General features: G+C 69.3%; 18 protein-coding genes. 9 read left to right on the forward strand and 9 right to left on the reverse strand.

Features of this window, described 5'->3' with window-relative positions; translation table 11 throughout:
* Nucleotides 1–24: 24 nt before the first annotated feature.
* On the reverse strand, nt 25–1,185 hold the full coding sequence (locus G6N49_RS22285) for a glycosyltransferase family 4 protein (protein ID WP_083044532.1): 1,161 nt from the start codon (nt 1,183–1,185) through the stop codon (nt 25–27).
* A 36-nt stretch (nt 1,186–1,221) separates the two neighbouring features.
* On the opposite strand from G6N49_RS22285, the gene G6N49_RS22290 reads away from it, so the two are divergent.
* The 3 genes from G6N49_RS22290 (at nt 1,222) to G6N49_RS22300 (ending at nt 4,474) form a co-directional block, all read left to right on the forward strand.
* Nucleotides 1,222–1,980 (forward strand): class I SAM-dependent methyltransferase, encoded by a 759-nt coding sequence (locus G6N49_RS22290; RefSeq protein WP_083044531.1) that lies wholly within the window; start codon nt 1,222–1,224, stop codon nt 1,978–1,980.
* Nucleotides 1,981–2,026: 46 nt separating this feature from the next.
* A complete protein-coding gene (locus G6N49_RS22295; protein ID WP_011854282.1) occupies nt 2,027–3,502 on the forward strand; it encodes an aldehyde dehydrogenase in 1,476 nt (491 codons plus the stop codon).
* A gap of 354 nt (nt 3,503–3,856) precedes the next feature.
* Nucleotides 3,857–4,474, forward strand: a complete 618-nt coding sequence (locus tag G6N49_RS22300; RefSeq protein WP_011854281.1) for a TetR/AcrR family transcriptional regulator — start codon at nt 3,857–3,859, stop codon at nt 4,472–4,474.
* Here G6N49_RS22300 and G6N49_RS22305 read toward each other — a convergent pair.
* A complete protein-coding gene (locus tag G6N49_RS22305) occupies nt 4,464–4,997 on the reverse strand; it encodes a dihydrofolate reductase family protein (protein ID WP_083044530.1) in 534 nt (177 codons plus the stop codon). The two genes, G6N49_RS22300 and G6N49_RS22305, sit on opposite strands and share 11 nt — an antisense overlap.
* 1 nt (nt 4,998) lies before the next feature.
* Complete coding sequence (locus G6N49_RS22310; RefSeq protein WP_083044529.1) at nt 4,999–5,913, reverse strand: helix-turn-helix domain-containing protein; 915 nt, start codon at nt 5,911–5,913, stop codon at nt 4,999–5,001.
* A gap of 79 nt (nt 5,914–5,992) precedes the next feature.
* Between G6N49_RS22310 and G6N49_RS22315 the strand changes: the two genes are divergently transcribed.
* Nucleotides 5,993–7,150 carry an acyl-CoA dehydrogenase family protein gene (locus G6N49_RS22315; RefSeq protein WP_083044528.1) on the forward strand — a complete coding sequence of 386 codons (1,158 nt, stop codon included), beginning with the start codon at nt 5,993–5,995 and terminating at the stop codon, nt 7,148–7,150.
* A 60-nt stretch (nt 7,151–7,210) separates the two neighbouring features.
* Entirely contained in the window at nt 7,211–8,221 is a 1,011-nt protein-coding gene (locus G6N49_RS22320) for an acyl-CoA dehydrogenase family protein (RefSeq protein WP_011854277.1), read from the forward strand.
* A gap of 17 nt (nt 8,222–8,238) precedes the next feature.
* Here the strand turns inward: G6N49_RS22320 and G6N49_RS22325 are convergent, their stop codons facing one another.
* Nucleotides 8,239–9,084, reverse strand: a complete 846-nt coding sequence (locus G6N49_RS22325; protein WP_011854276.1) for an arylamine N-acetyltransferase family protein — start codon at nt 9,082–9,084, stop codon at nt 8,239–8,241.
* Between the two features lie 155 nt (nt 9,085–9,239).
* On the opposite strand from G6N49_RS22325, the gene G6N49_RS22330 reads away from it, so the two are divergent.
* A complete protein-coding gene (locus G6N49_RS22330; RefSeq protein WP_225891798.1) occupies nt 9,240–9,404 on the forward strand; it encodes a CsbD family protein in 165 nt (54 codons plus the stop codon).
* A gap of 15 nt (nt 9,405–9,419) precedes the next feature.
* Nucleotides 9,420–10,250, forward strand: a complete 831-nt coding sequence (locus tag G6N49_RS22335; RefSeq protein WP_011854275.1) for a DUF1206 domain-containing protein — start codon at nt 9,420–9,422, stop codon at nt 10,248–10,250.
* A gap of 3 nt (nt 10,251–10,253) precedes the next feature.
* Here G6N49_RS22335 and G6N49_RS22340 read toward each other — a convergent pair whose 3' ends face one another.
* From G6N49_RS22340 to G6N49_RS29290, 4 genes are all read right to left on the reverse strand, one after another.
* On the reverse strand, nt 10,254–10,499 hold the full coding sequence (locus tag G6N49_RS22340) for a hypothetical protein (RefSeq protein WP_011557636.1): 246 nt from the start codon (nt 10,497–10,499) through the stop codon (nt 10,254–10,256).
* A 38-nt stretch (nt 10,500–10,537) separates the two neighbouring features.
* Entirely contained in the window at nt 10,538–11,140 is a 603-nt protein-coding gene (locus G6N49_RS22345) for a hypothetical protein (RefSeq protein ID WP_064875561.1), read from the reverse strand.
* 30 nt (nt 11,141–11,170) lie between these two features.
* Entirely contained in the window at nt 11,171–12,118 is a 948-nt protein-coding gene (locus tag G6N49_RS22350; protein ID WP_011854273.1) for a pentapeptide repeat-containing protein, read from the reverse strand.
* Nucleotides 12,119–12,224: 106 nt separating this feature from the next.
* Nucleotides 12,225–12,560, reverse strand: a complete 336-nt coding sequence (locus tag G6N49_RS29290) for a DUF8129 domain-containing protein (RefSeq protein ID WP_011854272.1) — start codon at nt 12,558–12,560, stop codon at nt 12,225–12,227.
* A 72-nt stretch (nt 12,561–12,632) separates the two neighbouring features.
* On the opposite strand from G6N49_RS29290, the gene G6N49_RS22360 reads away from it, so the two are divergent.
* Together G6N49_RS22360 and G6N49_RS22365 are read left to right on the forward strand one after the other, a co-directional pair.
* Nucleotides 12,633–13,469: a lysophospholipid acyltransferase family protein gene (locus tag G6N49_RS22360; protein ID WP_049771729.1), complete on the forward strand. Its 837-nt coding sequence runs from the start codon at nt 12,633–12,635 to the stop codon at nt 13,467–13,469.
* Nucleotides 13,470–13,641: 172 nt separating this feature from the next.
* Entirely contained in the window at nt 13,642–14,886 is a 1,245-nt protein-coding gene (locus G6N49_RS22365; RefSeq protein WP_011854271.1) for an alpha/beta hydrolase, read from the forward strand.
* 4 nt (nt 14,887–14,890) lie between these two features.
* Here the strand turns inward: G6N49_RS22365 and G6N49_RS22370 are convergent, their stop codons facing one another.
* Nucleotides 14,891–16,309, reverse strand: coding sequence for a WS/DGAT/MGAT family O-acyltransferase (locus tag G6N49_RS22370; RefSeq protein ID WP_011854270.1), 1,419 nt, complete (start codon nt 16,307–16,309; stop codon nt 14,891–14,893).
* Nucleotides 16,310–16,319: the final 10 nt, after the last annotated feature.

Below are 16,319 nucleotides of genomic sequence, written 5' to 3' on the forward strand. Positions count from 1 at the left end.
GCCCCGGGACCGTGAAGCAGCCTCCTAGACGACGCCGCTGACGTACCGGCCGCTCAGCATCGCGTCGAACACCTCACGCATCGCCGAAGCGCTTTGCCGCCAGGAGAACTCGACACTGCGCGCCTGGGCCTTCGCGCCCAGCTGCTCGCGCAGCACATGGTCACCGAGCAACTGCCTCAGCGCCTCGACGAGTTCGTCGCGGTCGTCGACCAGCAGGCCGGTCACACCGTCGACGATCGAATCCGTCAGCCCGCCGGACGACCGGTAACCGATGGTCGGGACCGCGTGCTGACCCGCCTCGGTCACCGCGAGCCCCCAGCCCTCCTTGCGCGACGGCAGCACATGCACCCAGCTACGTTGCAGCACTTCGTGTTTGGTGACGTCGTCGACATGCCCGTGGAACGTGACCGCATCGGAGATCCCCGACAGCCGGGCGTGGTCGACCAGCTTCTGCTGCCACCATCCGCCGCCGAGCACGTCGAGGTGCAGATCGGGGATGTGCGGCCGCAGCGCGGCGACGGCGTCGAGCGCGTCTTCGATCTGCTTGTGCGGAACCAGCCGCGACAACACCGCGATCCGCGGCGTCACCGACCGCGGCAAGGTGAGCGTCGACGCCGGCGCCTCGTCGAGCCCGTTGCGCACCACCGCGATCCGGGAACCGTCGACCCCGAGGTCGGTCAGATCACGGGACGACGGCAGCGACACCGTCAGATACTGCGCCCGCCGGTGCACCCGCGGCGACACGACCGATTCGACGAACCACCCGAGCCGGCCCAGCACCGGTCCGGCGACCGGCCACTGTTCGCGGTGGCAGTGGTGGACGAGCACGGCGGTGCGGCGGCCGTAGACCAGCCGGGCCATAAACGGCACCCCGTTCTGGGTGTCGACCACGACGTCGGGGCGCACCCCGCGCAGCGGCCCGAGGCCGATACGGGCCAGCGCCATCACCAGCAGCGCCCACGGATAGACCGAGTACCGGCCGCCCCCACGGCTGACGTGCACCCCGTCGACCACCTCGCGGCGGGCCGCACCCGGATAGGACGCGGTGCGCAGTGTGACCCGCACCCCCGAGGCGGCCAGCTGTTCACCGATGCGCTGCAGATACATCTCGCTTCCGCCACCCTGGGGGTGACCGGTGTCCCGCCAGCACAAGAGCAGGACGGAACGAAGCGGGCGCGCGGACATCGTCGGCCAGCCTAATGGCTGCGTAGGGTCGGTCGCGTGTCCGCTACCGAGCTGTTCGCCCGACGCGCGACGCTGGCGCGATCGGTCCGGTTGCTCAGTGAGTTCCGCTTCGAGCAGTCCGACCCGGCCCGCTTCTACGGCGCGCTGGCCGACGACACCGCCGCGATGGTGGCCGACCTGTGGCAGGCCGCGACGGAAACGACCCCGGGCGGCCGCACGGTGCTCGACGTCGGCGGCGGGCCTGGATTCTTCGCCGCCGCGTTCGCCCGTCGCGGCATGGAGTATGTGGGCGTCGAGCCCGACCCCCGGGAGATGCACGCCGGCCCCGCGGCACAGGCAGGCGGCCGGTACGTCCGAGCCTCCGGTACGTCGTTGCCATTCGCCGATGGCAGCGTCGACGTCTGCCTGTCCTCCAACGTCGCCGAGCACGTCCACGATCCTTGGCGGCTGGGCAACGAGATGGTGCGCGTCACCCGGCCCGGCGGCCTCGCCGTGCTGTCCTACACGGTCTGGCTGGGCCCGTTCGGCGGGCACGAGATGGGTCTGACGCACTACCTCGGCGGTGCCCGGGCCGCCGACCGATACACCCGCAAACACGGGCACCGGCCGAAGAACGACTACGGTTCGTCACTGTTCGCGGTATCGGCGCACGACGGCCTCGAGTGGGCGGCCAGCACCGGCGCCCTGATCGCCGCATTCCCCCGCTACCACCCGCGATGGGCGTGGTGGACCAACGCGGTACCCGGCCTCCGCGAGTTCGTGGTGAGCAACCAGGTGCTGGTCCTGCAGCCCTGACTGCAACAGGTTCTCGTTTCCGCGTCCAATCGGTAGTGTGACCTCCATGACACAGACCGTGCAGGAGCACAAGACAACGTGGGACAAGCTCTTCATCGGCGGCCAGTGGGTTGCACCGTCGACCTCCGACGTCATCGAGGTCTTCTCCCCGGCGACCGGCCAGAAGGTGGGCCAGGTTCCGCTGGCGGCCGAGGCAGACGTGAACGCCGCGTGCGCGGCCGCGCGTAAGGCGTTCGACGAGGGTCCGTGGCCCCGGATGTCGCCCGACGAGCGTGCCGCGGTGCTCGGCGCCGCCGTCAAACTCATGGAGGAGCGCGGTGCCGAGCTGAAGTACCTGCTCGCCGCCGAGACCGGTCAGCCGCAGACGATCGTCGACATGATGCAGTACGGGGCGGCGATGTCGTCGTTCACGTACTTCGCCGGCGCCGCCGACAAGTTCCAGTGGTCCGAGATCCGCGACGGCATCTACGGGCAGACGCTGGTGACCCGGGAACCGATCGGTGTGGTCGGCGCGATCACCGCGTGGAACGTGCCGTTCTTCCTGGCCGCCAACAAGCTCGGCCCCGCCCTGCTGGCCGGCTGCACGGTGGTGCTCAAACCCGCCGCCGAGACCCCGCTGTCGGTTTTCGCGATGGCGCAGATGTTCGCCGAGGCCGGCCTGCCCGAGGGCGTGCTGTCGGTGGTGCCCGGCGGTGCGGAGACCGGGCGCGCGCTGACCGCCAACCCGGAGATCGACAAGTACACGTTCACCGGCAGCTCCGCGGTCGGCAAGGAGATCGGCAAGCTCGCCGCCGAGAAGCTCAAGCCCTGCACGCTCGAGCTCGGCGGTAAGTCGGCGGCGATCGTCCTCGAGGACGCCGACCTGGACTCGACGCTGCCGATGCTGGCGTTCTCCGGGGTGATGAACTCCGGTCAGGCGTGTGTCGCGCAGACCCGCATCCTGGCGCCGCGGTCCCGCTACGACGAGGTGGTCGAGAAGCTCGCCAACTTCGTCTCCGCGATGCCCGTCGGGCTGCCCGACGATCCGAACGCCGCGATCGGCCCGCTGATCAGCGAGAAGCAGCGCGAACGGGTGGAGAGCTACATCAAGAAGGGCACGGAGGAGGGTGCACGCATCGTCACCGGTGGCAGCCGTCCAGAAGGGCTCGACAGCGGCTGGTTCGTGCAGCCGACGGTGTTCGCCGACGTCGACAACTCGATGACCATCGCCCAGGAGGAGATCTTCGGGCCGGTGCTGGCGGTGATCCCCTACGAGACCGAGGACGACGCGATCCGCATCGCCAACGACTCGGTCTACGGGCTCGCGGGCAGTGTGTGGACGACGGACAACAAGAAGGCGCTCGAGGTGGCGAGCAAGATCCGCACCGGCACCTACGCGGTGAACATGTACGCCTTCGACCCGGGTGCGCCGTTCGGCGGGTACAAGAACTCCGGCATCGGCCGGGAGAACGGTCCCGAGGGTATCGAGCAGTACTGCCAGGCCAAGAGCACGCTGCTGCCGTTCGGCTACACCCCGGAGTAGGTCCCGAGAACGAAAGAGGGCTCCCACCTGCGGGTGGGAGCCCTTTTCGCGGCTGTGAAAGTTGGTGTGACGCTCGCCCCGGGGCCGCCGGGGCGGGCGCCGGGAATCATTATGCACATGCACATATTCGGATGCCAATCCCGGGGTTTCTAATGGCAGCTTGTGCCATTTTCCGCCCTGTTCTATGCTTTTCGTCATAGAGAAAGAGGCAGGTCATGTGGGTGGTCGAGCTCAACATCGTCGGTTTGCGGTTCGTCGCTCGACTTCCGCACCGGCGCCGCCTCGTGTTCTCCCCGCGCGGCCCCGTCTGGCGAGCGATGCCGCAGCGCCCATCCCGTGTCGCCTGAACCAGTGATGACCAGGACTTCCACGAAGCGCGGGTCGACGCGCACCAACATGCTCATCGGCGCGGCCGAGGTGCTCCGCGAGCGCGGCGCCGCCGGGGTCACCATCGACGAAGTGCTCCAGCGCAGCGGCGCACCGCGCGGCAGCGTCTACTACCACTTCCCCGAGGGTCGCAGTCAGATCGTCGCCGAGGCGCTGGAGTACGCCGGGGAGTCGATCACCTCGCTGATCGACGAGGCCGCCGCCAACGGCGGTCGCTACCTGGTGGAGCACTTCGTCGACTTCTGGGACCGCGTGCTGGCAGAGAGCGACTTCACCGCGGGCTGTCCGGTGGTCGCCGCGGCGATCGGCTCCGCCGAGGACGGACCCCAACTCACCTCGGTGGCCGGGGCGATCTTCGGGCACTGGCGTGAGGCGCTCACGCGCGCCTTCGAGGTCGACGGGTGCGAGCCGAGCGAGGCCGCCTCGCTGGCGATCACGTCCATCGCCGCACTGGAGGGCGCCGTGGTGCTGTGCCGGGCCACCCGGGACCTCGACCCGCTGCGGCAGGTGCACACCCAACTCGAATTCCTGTTGAAGTCGCGGGAGTTCATCCGCCGCAACGGAGTCCCCACCGTCACCCAGTGAGCGCGGCCACGCGCCAACGCGCACAGACGAATTCGCGGTTGACGGCCGACTCGACCAGCTCCCACTCCGAGCGGATCGGCAGAACGGGCGAACCAGCGCCGAGCGTGCACGGGGCGTAGCTCACGATCATCTCGTCGACCAGACCCGCGGCCACGAACTGCGCGGCCAGCTCCCCTCCGCCGACCACCCACACATCCTTGCCGCCGGCCGCGGCCACCAGCTCCGGATGCAGTTCGGTCACGTCGCCTGCGAAGGTGTGCACGGGGTGGCCGGCGGCGACGATGTCCGGCCGGTGTGTCACCACCCAGGTCGGCTGGGAGTACATCCATTCTCCCGGTTGGTTTTTCACGATCCACTCGTAGGTGGCCGCGCCCATCACCAGCGCGCCCACCTGGTCGACGAACGCTTCGTAGTGGAACGGTCCGTCGGGGTCGATGTCGCGGGAGATCAGCCAGTCCAGGCTGTCGTCGGCGTCGACGATGTAACCGTCCAGGCTCGACGCGGTGTAGTACACGGTCGCCATCTCAGTGCCTCCTCATCCAGTCCAGCGGGTCACCCTGCTCCGTCGGCACACCCAATGCGGCCAGCATGGTTCGAGCCAGGCCGCGCCGGTGCGCCGAGAACGTCAACACATGCGCCACGATCCCGTACAGCTGGAACGACTCGGGCGGATCGCACAGCGCGTCGATCACGGTGTCGCCCATCCGCCCGGCGGCCGAGTACTCCGAAACCATTGCCGACCAACGCTTTCCGATGTCCGCGTGCCGGACGGCGAGCTGATCCACCGTCGACCGAGAGCGGTCGGGGAAGTCCCGGCCCTCGATGGTGGCCAGCCAGACCTCCTTGGTCCACACCAGCGCGCCCAGCACCGCACCGACGCTGGGTTCGGGACCGTCCCAGTGCAGCACCACCTGCCCGGGTGCGACCTCCCGCCACCACTGGTCCTCGCTCAGTTCCCGGGCGCGGTCGATGAGGTAGGCGGTGTCGGCGACGTCATGGGCGACCATGAGCCGACTCGGGTCGGGCTCCTTGGTCGTGCCGTCACCGTCGAGCCACAGCGACTGCGGCGGGTGGAAGTGCAGCCCGTTGGGTGCGGGCACCCGGAATCCGACGTCGGCGGCGCGCGACGGAGGTACGCCGAACGTCCGGCGGAACGCCCGGGAGAACACCTCCGGTGACGACCAGCCCTCGTCGGCGGCGACGGCGGCGACGGGTTCGCCGCGGCGTAACCGCCAGGCCGCGCGTTCGAGCATGATCCGTCGGCGCAGCGCGGCCGGTGGCTCCCCGGTGAGCCGGCGCACCTCGCGGGAGAAGTGGAACGCCGAGGCGTAGCTGCTGCGCGCCATGTCGCCGACCTCGGCGTTGGAGACGTCGACGACGGCGTCGAGCAGCTCCCGCAGTCGGTCCCGCCGCGCCGGGTTGGTGGCGTGCTCACTCACGGATCCGAGTATGGCCGCCGCCCACCCACAGGGACATGACAATTCCTGCTGCGTCCGCGCTCACTACACTCCACCGCCAGTGGGCGAATTAGAGGCGCTGTGCGCCAACGACGATGACCTGGCGGCGCTGCGGACGTCGATCCGGGAGTTCCTGGCCGCCGATCGCGCGGCCCACGGCTGGCAGCCGGCGGTCGACTGCTGGCTGGCGGCGTGGGACCCCGAGTTCAGCGTGCGGCTGGCCGCGGCCGGATTTCTCGGGCTGACGATCCCGACCGAGTACGGCGGGCACGGGCTCGGACATCTACACCGCTACGTCGTGACCGAGGAGCTGCTCGCCCACGGCGCACCCGTCGCCGCGCACTGGATCGCCGACCGCCAGGTCGCGCCCGGCCTGCTCGCGTACGGCACCGAGGAGCAGCGCCGACGGCTGCTGCCCCGCATCGCCGCCGGCCGGCTGTCCTCGGCGATCGGGATGAGCGAACACGGCGCCGGTTCGGACCTCGCGGCGGTCGCCACCCGCGCCACCGAGGTCGACGGCGGCTGGCGGCTCGACGGTACGAAAGTGTGGACCAGCGGAGCCCACGTCGCCGACCAGGTCGTGGTGCTGGCGCGCAGCGCCCCCGTCGACCCCGACCACCGGCACGCGGGGTTCAGCCAGTTCATCGTCCCCACCGACGCACCCGGGGTGACGATCAGCCCGATCGTGCTGATGAACGGCGAACACCACTTCAACGAGGTGCTGTTCGACGGCGTGTTCGTCCCGCACGCCGACGTGCTCGGCGAGATCGGGAACGGATGGCATCAGGTGACGGCGGAACTCGGGTTCGAACGCAGCGGCCCGGAACGGATCCTGTCGACGGCGACGCTGGTGTTCGAGGCGGTGGCCGCCCTCGGCCGCGCGGGCGTCGACGACCGCACCGCCGCCGAGGTGGGCGACCTGATGGCCCGGATGGTGTCGCTGCGTCAGCTGTCCATCTCCGTGGCACGCGAACTCACCGCCGGGCGCGACGCGAACACCAGGGCGGCGCTGGTGAAGGATCTCGGCACGCGCTTCGAACAGGAGTCGGTGGAGATCGTCGCCGGCCTTCTCACCTCCCTCGACGAGGACGCGCCGGAGGCCGAACGGCTGCGCAGGCTGCTGGCGACGGGTCGCCTGCATGCACCGCTGTTCACGTTGCGGGGCGGGACGAATGAGGTGTTGCGGGGCGTGGTCGCCCGCGGGCTGGGGGTGCGATGAGCGCTTGCGCGAAGAGCCGAGGACTGCGATGAGCGCTTGCGCGAAGAGCCGAGGGGTGCGATGAGCGACGAATTACGGCAACTGGTCGACGATCTCGCGCGACGGTCCTATGACGCGCGGATGGGCAGGCACACCCGCCCGGAATCCTTCGACAGCGAGCTGTGGCAGCACCTCGAGGAGACCGGCCTGAGCCGGCTGACCACCGCCGAGGACGCCGGCCCCGCCGAGTCGGCGATCGTGCTGGCCGGTCTGGCACGCCGCAGCGCGGCGGTCCCGGCGGCCGAAACCGACCTTCTGGCAGCGTGGTTGGCCGGCCGGGCCGGTCTCGAGGTGCCCGACTCGGGCCCATTGACCGTGGCGGTCTGCACCGGTGCTCGCCGGGGCGGAAGGATCACCGGGACCGCACGGCAGGTGCCGTGGCCGCGTGATGCGACGATCGTGGCCGCGGTGCGGACGGAGGACGGGCTTCACGCCACGGTGCTCGACGCTCCCGACATCGCCGACGGGGTGGATCTGGCCGGCCAGCCGCGCGGTGTGGTCACGATCGACGTACCCGAAAGCGCCTGTGCGCGAACAGAACCGGAGCTGGCCGAGGAGCTGCTGCGGCGGGGCGCCTGGGCGCGGTGCGTCCAGACGATCGGCGCGTTCGACGCGGCCGCCGAACTGACCGCCGCCCACACCCGGGAGCGGGTGCAGTTCGGCCGGGCGCTGAGCAGATTCCAGGCCGTCCAGCACGCACTCGCGGGGATGGCGGGCGAGATCGAACGGGCACGCGCCACCGTCGACCTCGCCGTGGCTGCGGCCGCGCAGTACGGCTTCGACTCCGCCGCAACGCATTACGCGGTGACCGTCGCCAAGGTCACGGTCGGGCGCGCCGTCGAGCCGGTCACCACCATCGCCCACCAGCTGCACGGCGCGATCGGGGTGACGGTGGAGCACCCGTTGTGGTTGTCGACCATGCGCGCACGCAGCTGGGTCGACGAGTTCGGCACCACCGAGCAGCACGCCCGGGTGCTGGGTCGGTTGGCGTTGTCCGCCGCCGACCCGTGGGATGTGCTCGTCGGACCGTAGCTTCGCCGAGCCGCACGCTAACTGTCGAGCACCTCGTGGATGCGCTGCTCCACGGCGGCCCGGTCGCCGAGGTCTGTCAGGTCGATGCCGAACCGTTCGTCGAGTGCGTCGAGTACCTGTGCCGCGGTGTCGAATCGGATCTGCTCACTGCCCTCGGCGCGATGCACCGTGAGGTGGCGGCCCCGCATGTTGACCCGGGCCTCGTCGGTCACCAGCGCGGCGGTCAGGCCGACCACGAACACCGACGCGGGATGGGTCGAGACGTACCAGCTGCCGACCTCGAGGTCGATCAGCGGCTGCGGCCGGTCGGCGAACAGGTACAGCGGACGCCACTCACCCCGGATGAGGGATTCCAGTACGTAGCCCTCGCCGTGGTCGCGGATCCGGTACGGCTCGTGTCTGGTGGGCTGTTCGACACCGGTCTCGAAGCGGAGCGGCGAGGACAGCGTCTGCCCGCCGAAGCCGACGTCGACCAGGTAGCGGCCGGAGACCTCCGGCACCGTCACCGTCAGGAGTTGATGGGTCTGGGCGGGCAGCGTGTCATCGCGGCGCATCCACACCACCCGCCCGGCGATCCGCTCGACGCCGAAGCCCAGATCCTCGAGCACATATCCCATCAGCCCGTTGTGTTCGTAGCAGTAGCCGCCGCGTCGCCGGTACACGAGCTTGTCGGTCAGGGCGGTCGCGCTGAGGTCGGCGACCGGCGTGCCCAGCAGCGGGTCGAGGTTCTCGAACGGGATCGACCGGTTGTGCGCGGCGATCAGCGCCCGCAGCGTGGCGAGCGTGGGATCGCCCGCACCCCGATAGCCGATCCTGGTGAGGTACGCCCGGGTGTCGACAGCGGTCTCGGTCATGTGCCCCATGGAGTGACCTCAAGGGCCGTTGAGGTCAACCTCGGTCCACTTTCGGCGGTGTCATCCCGGCGGAACGGGTAATCCCTCCGTGAGCGTCTCGACTACCGGGACGCCGAGAAACGAGGGGCAACATCATGGGCGTCGGCGACAAGGCGAGGAACAAGATGCAGCAAATCCAGGGCCGGATGCGTGCGACGACGGGCAGCGCGATCAACGACCCCGGCATGCGGGCGCGGGGCCGCGGCGACGAGCGGATGGCTCACCTCAAGGGCGCCGGGGAGAAGCTGAAGGACGCCTTCCGGTCCCGTCGCCGGCCGCGCGGCTACTGAGCGGATCCTCCCTCGGTGACAGATGAGACCGGCGCCGCCGGTGCGGTTCGCACCGCCACGAACCACCGGGGGGCACAGGTTGCGGCACGCGTCGGCTATCTGATCAACGGCATCCTGCACCTGCTGATCGCCTACATCATCTTCCGTATCGCGATCGGCTCCGGACACAACGACGCGGACCAGTCGGGTGCGCTGGCCGCGCTCGCCCAGACCAAGGGCGGATTCCTCGCGCTGTGGGGAGTGGCGATAGCGCTGGTGCCGTTGACGCTGTGGCGGCTGGCCGAGACGATCCTCGGCCTGCATCCCAGCGAGCACCACGATCCAGATCCGGATCCCGACGACTTCCTGATGGTCAACCGGCTCAAGGCGCTCGGGCTTGCGGTGGTCTACGCCGCGGTGGCGGCGATGGCCGTCCAGTTCGCCCTCGGCAGCCGCCATTCCAGCGCGGAGCGGTCGGTGGGGCTGAGCATCTGGTTGATGCGCACTCCGGAGGGTAAGGCGGTGCTCGCGGTCATCGGCCTCGGCGTCACGGCGGTGGGCTGTTACTTCGCGTTCAAGGGGGCCTCGCGGCGGTTCCGCGACGACCTCAACATCTCCGGCGGGCGTGTGCTCACGGTCCTCGGGGCGTCGGGACACGTCGCGGAGGGCCTGGTCCTCGCGGTCGCCGGGGTGCTGGTTGTCGTCGCATCGGTGCGGGCCGATCCGTCGAAGGCCACCGGACTCGACGGCGCGGTCAAGGCGCTCGGGCAGATGCCGTTCGGTTCGGTGCTGATCGGGGTGGCCGCGGCGGGTTTCGCCGCCTACGGTCTGTACAGCTTCGCGCTCACCCGCTACGCGCGGATGTGAGCGTCAGTTCGGTATCACGCCCTGACCGTCGTGTTCGGCGACGGTTTCGACGCGGTGCGCACCGGGTGACTCGGGCAGTTCGTGGCGTCCGCCGGCCGAGCGCCTGCGCAGCAGCCAGACCGCACCGGCGGCGACGGCCACCCCGGTGACGATGAGGGTCGGCCACATCGCCAGTTGCGCCAGCCACAGCCGGCGCTGCGCCTTGAGGAGTCGCTGCTGGGCATGCCGTAGTCGAGTCACCGTGTCCATGCCGTCACTGTGCCCGCGACCGGCCTTCCAAAAACACGTCAGCCGGCGTCAATGATGGTCGTGGTGACCGCGACCAGCTGTGGCGCGGCAGGCGCGGAGGCGAATCCGAAGCTCACCGGAGGCCGAAGTGGTTGCAGGCCAACCAGATCCACGTCCCGGTAGCGGCCTGCCAGCGCGGTGATGCGGCGGGAGCGCCGAACCCCGTAGAACTCCCTGCGGCCGTGGCCCGCCGTGCCCGCGGTGTGGACGCCGCGCACGAGGCGCGACGCCACCGGGTCGACGGCCCGCAGCCACCACGGTGCCGTCGCCAGCCGGGCGGGGACCAGCCGCAACAGCCGGTCCAGCGGTGCGGGCCCGCCGATCGACACCTCCACGTCGAGTACCGCACTGTGCACGGTCAGTCGGTCGGGCTCGAGCGTCGCGGCCACCGGCCCGACCTCGACGCGGTCGAAGTGGTAGGTAGCGGCGACGAAGTCGGCGACCGCGCGGTCGGGGGCCAGCAGCACGCGCCGTTCGTCGGGTTGCTGCACCATGACGTCGGTGAACGCCCCGAAGGGCGACGTCTGCCAGCAGCCGACGACGACGCGGACCCCCGCGTCGGTTCCGAATCCGGCGATGTGGCCGGTGAATACGTGTCTCACCGGCCACCGCCCCGCCCTGGTGCGGACCCGCTATTCGTCGTCGCCGCCCTCGTTGCCGTCACCTTTGTCGTCGGACGCCTTGGCAGCGCGTGTGTCACCCGCCTTGTCGGTCGAGGTGCTGTCGGAAGTCGAAGCGTCGTCGTTCTTCTCCGACCGCGTGACCGCCGCGTCGTCGTCGTTGTCGTCCTCGCTCTGGGCGGCACGGGTCCGCAGTGCGCTGGTGCCCGGATCCTCGTCCTCGGTGTCCGCGACGGTGCGCCCGGTGCTGATCCCCGGATTGCCTGCGTACCGGATCCCGACGTTGAAGGCGCCGACGGTGTAGTCGCCGGTGTTGAAGAAGCCGACGTTGCCGACGCCGGTGTTGCCGACCCCGAAGTTGAACTCTCCGGTGTTGAAGAACCCGACGTTGTAGGAACCGGTGTTGCCCGCACCGAAGTTGCGCTCACCGCCGCGGTTGTCGAATCCGACGTTGAAGTTGCCCTCGTTGTCGCCGCCGATGTTGAAGTCACCGTCGTTGTCGTAACCGATGTTGAAATCGCCGACGTTGCCGGTGCCGATGTTGAAGTCGCCGTCGTTGTCGCCGCCGATGTTGAAGTCACCGTCGTTGTTCACCCCGGCGTTGAACAGCCCCTCGTTGCCGTAACCGAGGTTGGGGGTGCCGGTGAGCAGGCTGAGCTGGACGCCCGGCCGGCCTGCCTCCGGGTCCAGTCCGTCGACCTCGGGCAACGCGATCCGCGCGGTCACGTCCGGTGCGGGCGCCGGCGCCACGAACGCCGCCCCGACCGACCCGAATGCCGACGCGGCGCCGCCCACCCCGGGCCCGTCCAGCTGTGGGGCGGTGGTGGTGGCCGCCATCGGAGCGACGGTGATGTCGGCCCGGGTGGTGTCGAGGACGGGTGTGTTGGACCCGCCGACGATCAGGCCCGCGCTCGCGAGGGAAACGCCGGCGATGAGATACGAACGAGCTGAGACCTTCATGTGTCACTCCTGGTGATGTGCTGGAACAGGCGGATGGTGACCGTGAGGTTCACCGCCTGATGTAGTCACAAACGCAAGGAGTGCTGACGAGAGTCTTACGTGGGTCTCAGGGTTTCCCGCGGGACGGGGTCTGGTTGGCGACGCCGTGTCGCAGCGGGGTGTTCGCCTCGGCGGCAGTGGATTCCTGGACCCGCGAACCACCGGGGGTCCCACTCACGCCGGGCGCGTTGGACTGGTCACCGCCCGAGGGCTCGGCCCCGCCGTGCAGTTCCTTGAGCCGGGCGTGGAGCACCTCCAGCACCGGGATGCGGTTGCCGTGCTCGGTCTCGTGGTCGAACAGCAACCGCAGATGGGGTTCGTCCAGCGACCGGATGCGATGTCGCAGATCGGGCAGCGCCAGTTGGTCGTAGTCCTTCAGCGGAAGCTCGTCGCGGGTAGCCATGCGGTAGGGGTGCCCGTGACGGACGCCCGGTAACCCGGTCGGCGGTTGGGAAAGCCGCGTCCCCTGGGTAGCATGAAAATTAGAACACGTTTCAATTCGATCCCAGGGGGAGCCGTGCCGTCGTCGGACATCGCGAAATGGGACCCGGGCTTCACCGAGCGGGTGATGAGCGTGCTGCGACCGCTGCTCAAGACCTATCACCGCGCCGAGATGCGCGGCCTCGAATCCTTCCCCTCCGCGGGCGGGGCGCTGGTGGTGTCGAACCACTCCGGTGGCCTGTTCGCGATGGACGTGCCGGTCTTCGCCGCCGGCTTCTACGAGGAGTTCGGCTACGACCGGCCCGTCTTCACGCTGTCGCACGACCTGTTGATGACCGGGCCGACTGCCGAGTTCTTCACCAAGACCGGCTTCATCCGCGCCAACCACGAGAACGCCGACGAGGCGCTGCGTGCCGGTGGTGTGGTGATCGTCTTCCCGGGCGGCGACTACGACGTGTACCGGCCGACGCTGGCCGAGTCCAAGATCGACTTCGGCGGGCGCACCGGATACGTCCGGGCCGCGTTGAACGCGGGCGTTCCGCTGGTGCCGACGGTGTCGATCGGCGGTCAGGAGAGCCAGTTCTACCTCACCCGCGGTGAGTGGCTGGCCAAGACCATCCGCCTGGACAAGCTGCTGCGGGCCAAGATCCTGCCGATCTCGTTCGGATTCCCGTTCGGGCTGTCGGCCGTGCTGCCGGTCAACCTGCCGCTGCCCACGAAGATCGTCACCCGGGTGCTCCCGCCCATCGACATCGTGGCGGAGTTCGGTGAGGACCCGGACGTCGACGAGGTCGACGCCCACGTCCGCCACGTCATGCAGCGGGCGCTCGACGAACTCGCCGCCGAACGCCGCTTCCCGGTGCTGGGCTGACGACGCGATCGAGTTGACCGACCGGCGGCGTCGCGGGTTTGATCGGTAGCGCATCGGATACCCCAGGAATCTGACACAGCACGTTCGAGAGAATCTGGCGACACACAAGTGCTCCGAAACATCACAGTGCCCGACGAAACACCCCGCAACGACGTTGGCACCGAGGTGTCCGGTGGCTAGGCGGCGCTTCCCCCTTCTGCGGGCGGTCGCCGAACTGGTCAACGCCGCGAACGGCGTCCGCCCGTTGGGCCGGGACGGGTACATCACCCTGCCGGTGTTCGCGTTCGGCTGGCCCACCACCGAGGCGGCGCCGCTGTACCTCGCCGGTTCGATGCTCGACGCCGGGCGCCGAGGACTGCGGGGCGACTTCCGCGGCGGCCGCGGTCGGATCGCGTTGCTGGTCACCGCCGTCGCGTGGGCGTTGCTGGGCGTGATCATCCGCCGCAATGTCACCTCGAAGCGCTACTTCGACGAACCGCTGCGCGAGACGCTCGGCGACGACTACGAGATGGTCGCCGCGCGGGCGCAGCCGGCCCGCCCGCGCAACCTGATCGGGGTCCCGCCCAACGAGTTGACCCGGCGGCGCTACGTCGAGAAGGCGGGCACCGTGCAGTACGGCCCGCACCCGAAGGTGAACTTCGCCGATATCTGGCGGCGTGCGGACCTCCCCAGAGACGGGCGCGCCCCGGTGCTGCTGCAGGTGCCCGGCGGTGCGTGGGCGATCGGCATGCGCCGCCCCCAGGCCTATCCGATGTTGAGCCACATGGCCGAACAAGGGTGGATCGGTGTCTCGATCGACTATCGCGTGAGTCCGCGACACACGTGGCCCGATCACATCGTCGACGTCAAGCGGGCGTTGGCCTGGATCAAGGAACACATCGCCGAGTACGGCGGCGATCCGGACTTCGTCGCGATCACCGGCGGTTCGGCAGGCGGACATCTGGCCTCCCTGGTCGCGCTGACGCCGAACGATCCCCAGTACCAACCCGGTTTCGAGGACGCCGACACGTCGGTGGTCGCCGCCGTGCCGATCTACGGCCGCTACGACTGGTTCAGCGTCGAAGGCCCCGGCCGCCGGGAGTTCATCGCGTTCCTGCAGAAATTCGTGGTGAAGAAGCGAATTCTGGAGCATCGCCAGGAGTACCTCGACGCATCCCCCATCACCCGCGTACGTCCGGATGCCCCGCCGTTCTTCGTGCTTCACGGCCAGGACGACTCGATCATCCCCGTGGGCGAGGGACGCGAGTTCGTCGATGCCCTGCGCGCGGTGTCCAGATCGGTGGTCGCCTACGCCGAGATCCCGCATGCCCAGCACGCATTCGACTTCTTCGGATCTCCCCGGGCGCACTACACCGCCAACGCGGTGGATCAGTTCCTGTCGTGGGTGAACGCCACCCGCGCCCGGGCGGTCGCCTAGCCGGCTACGGCGCCATCGCCGTCTCGACCACCGTCAACTCGTCGGAAAGTCCTGCGGCCGTGCGGATCTCGACGAATGCCTCGACCATGGCGTCGGTCAGCTCGTGGGGGTCCTCCAGCGTCGCACCGTCGGAGAGCACCGAGATGTTCAGCTGGTCGACGTAGCTCCAGACGGTGATGTTCAGTCCGCTGCCGGTGGTCAACGGGCCGACCGAATAGATCTCGGTCACCAGTGCGCCCCCGACCCGGCCCCGTTCCCGTGGGCCGGGCACATTGGAGATCGGCAGGTTGAGCACCTTGTTCTGACCGTCTTTGTTGGCCAGCCAACGGAACAGCGCCTCGGCCGGCGCCGGCGGGAAGTACGACGACCACCGGCTGACCAGTTCGGGACCGATCAGGTGATGTCCCTCCTTGGCCGACGCCGCGGCCTTGTGGCACTCCTGCACCCGCTGCAGTGGATCCTCGACCTGAACCGGGATGCACACCAGCACACCGGTGAAGTAGTTGCCCGAGATCCGGTCTGGGTTGAAGTCGAAGCTGACCGGCACCGACGCCAGCAGCGGGTGGTCGGCGTGGCCGTCGTAGCGCAGCGAGAGCTGCCGCAGCGCTCCGGCCGACAGCGCCAGCACCAGATCGTTGAGCGTGACGCCGAGGTGTTTGGCGGTCTGCTTGATGTCGGCGAGAGCCAGTGTGGCCGTGGCGAATTTGCGCACCCCGTCGACCTTGTGGTTCATGAACGACGGGGGTGGGGTGAACGGCCGGGTCAACTCGGGTGAGAGTTTACGGTTGCTGCGCCGGACGCGTTGCAGACCCTCGGCGGTGTAGCGCCAGGTGGCCGGCAGCTTGCCGATCTGGCGCAGGTGGTCGCGGAACGCGCTGCGGACCAGCTCACCACGGCCCGGAGGCGGATCGGTGGCGTAGGAGTCGCGGTCGCGCTGCGGACCGGATTGCAGATCCATCCCGCGCGCCATGAGGTTGGCCGAGGCGATGCCGTCGGCGAGCGCGTGGTGGATCTTGCCGAGCACGGCGATCCTGCCGTCGGCCAGCCCCTCGATGAAGTACATCTCCCACAGCGGTCGGCTGCGGTCCAACGGGGTGCTCGCGATGCGGCCCACCGCTTCGTCGAGTTGCCTGCGGCCGCCTGGACTTTCGACGCGGTACGGGCGGATGTGGTATTCGAGGTCGACCTCGCAGTTCTCCCGCCACATCGGGTGGTGGAACTTGAACGGGATGTCGACGAGCTCGTACCGGAACGGGTCGAGTTTGTAGAGCCGGCTGTGGATGACCTGCCGGAACTCCTCGACGCCGAAGTTGCGGCCGCCCAGATCGTCGAGCTGGATCACCGCCAGCTTGAGGGTGTGCATGTGCACCGTGGGTGTCTCGCTGTACAGCAAGAACGCGTCCCACCCACTGAGCCGTTTCACGTATCGCCTC

Source organism: Mycolicibacterium monacense, from assembly GCF_010731575.1.
Lineage (GTDB): Bacteria > Actinomycetota > Actinomycetes > Mycobacteriales > Mycobacteriaceae > Mycobacterium > Mycobacterium monacense.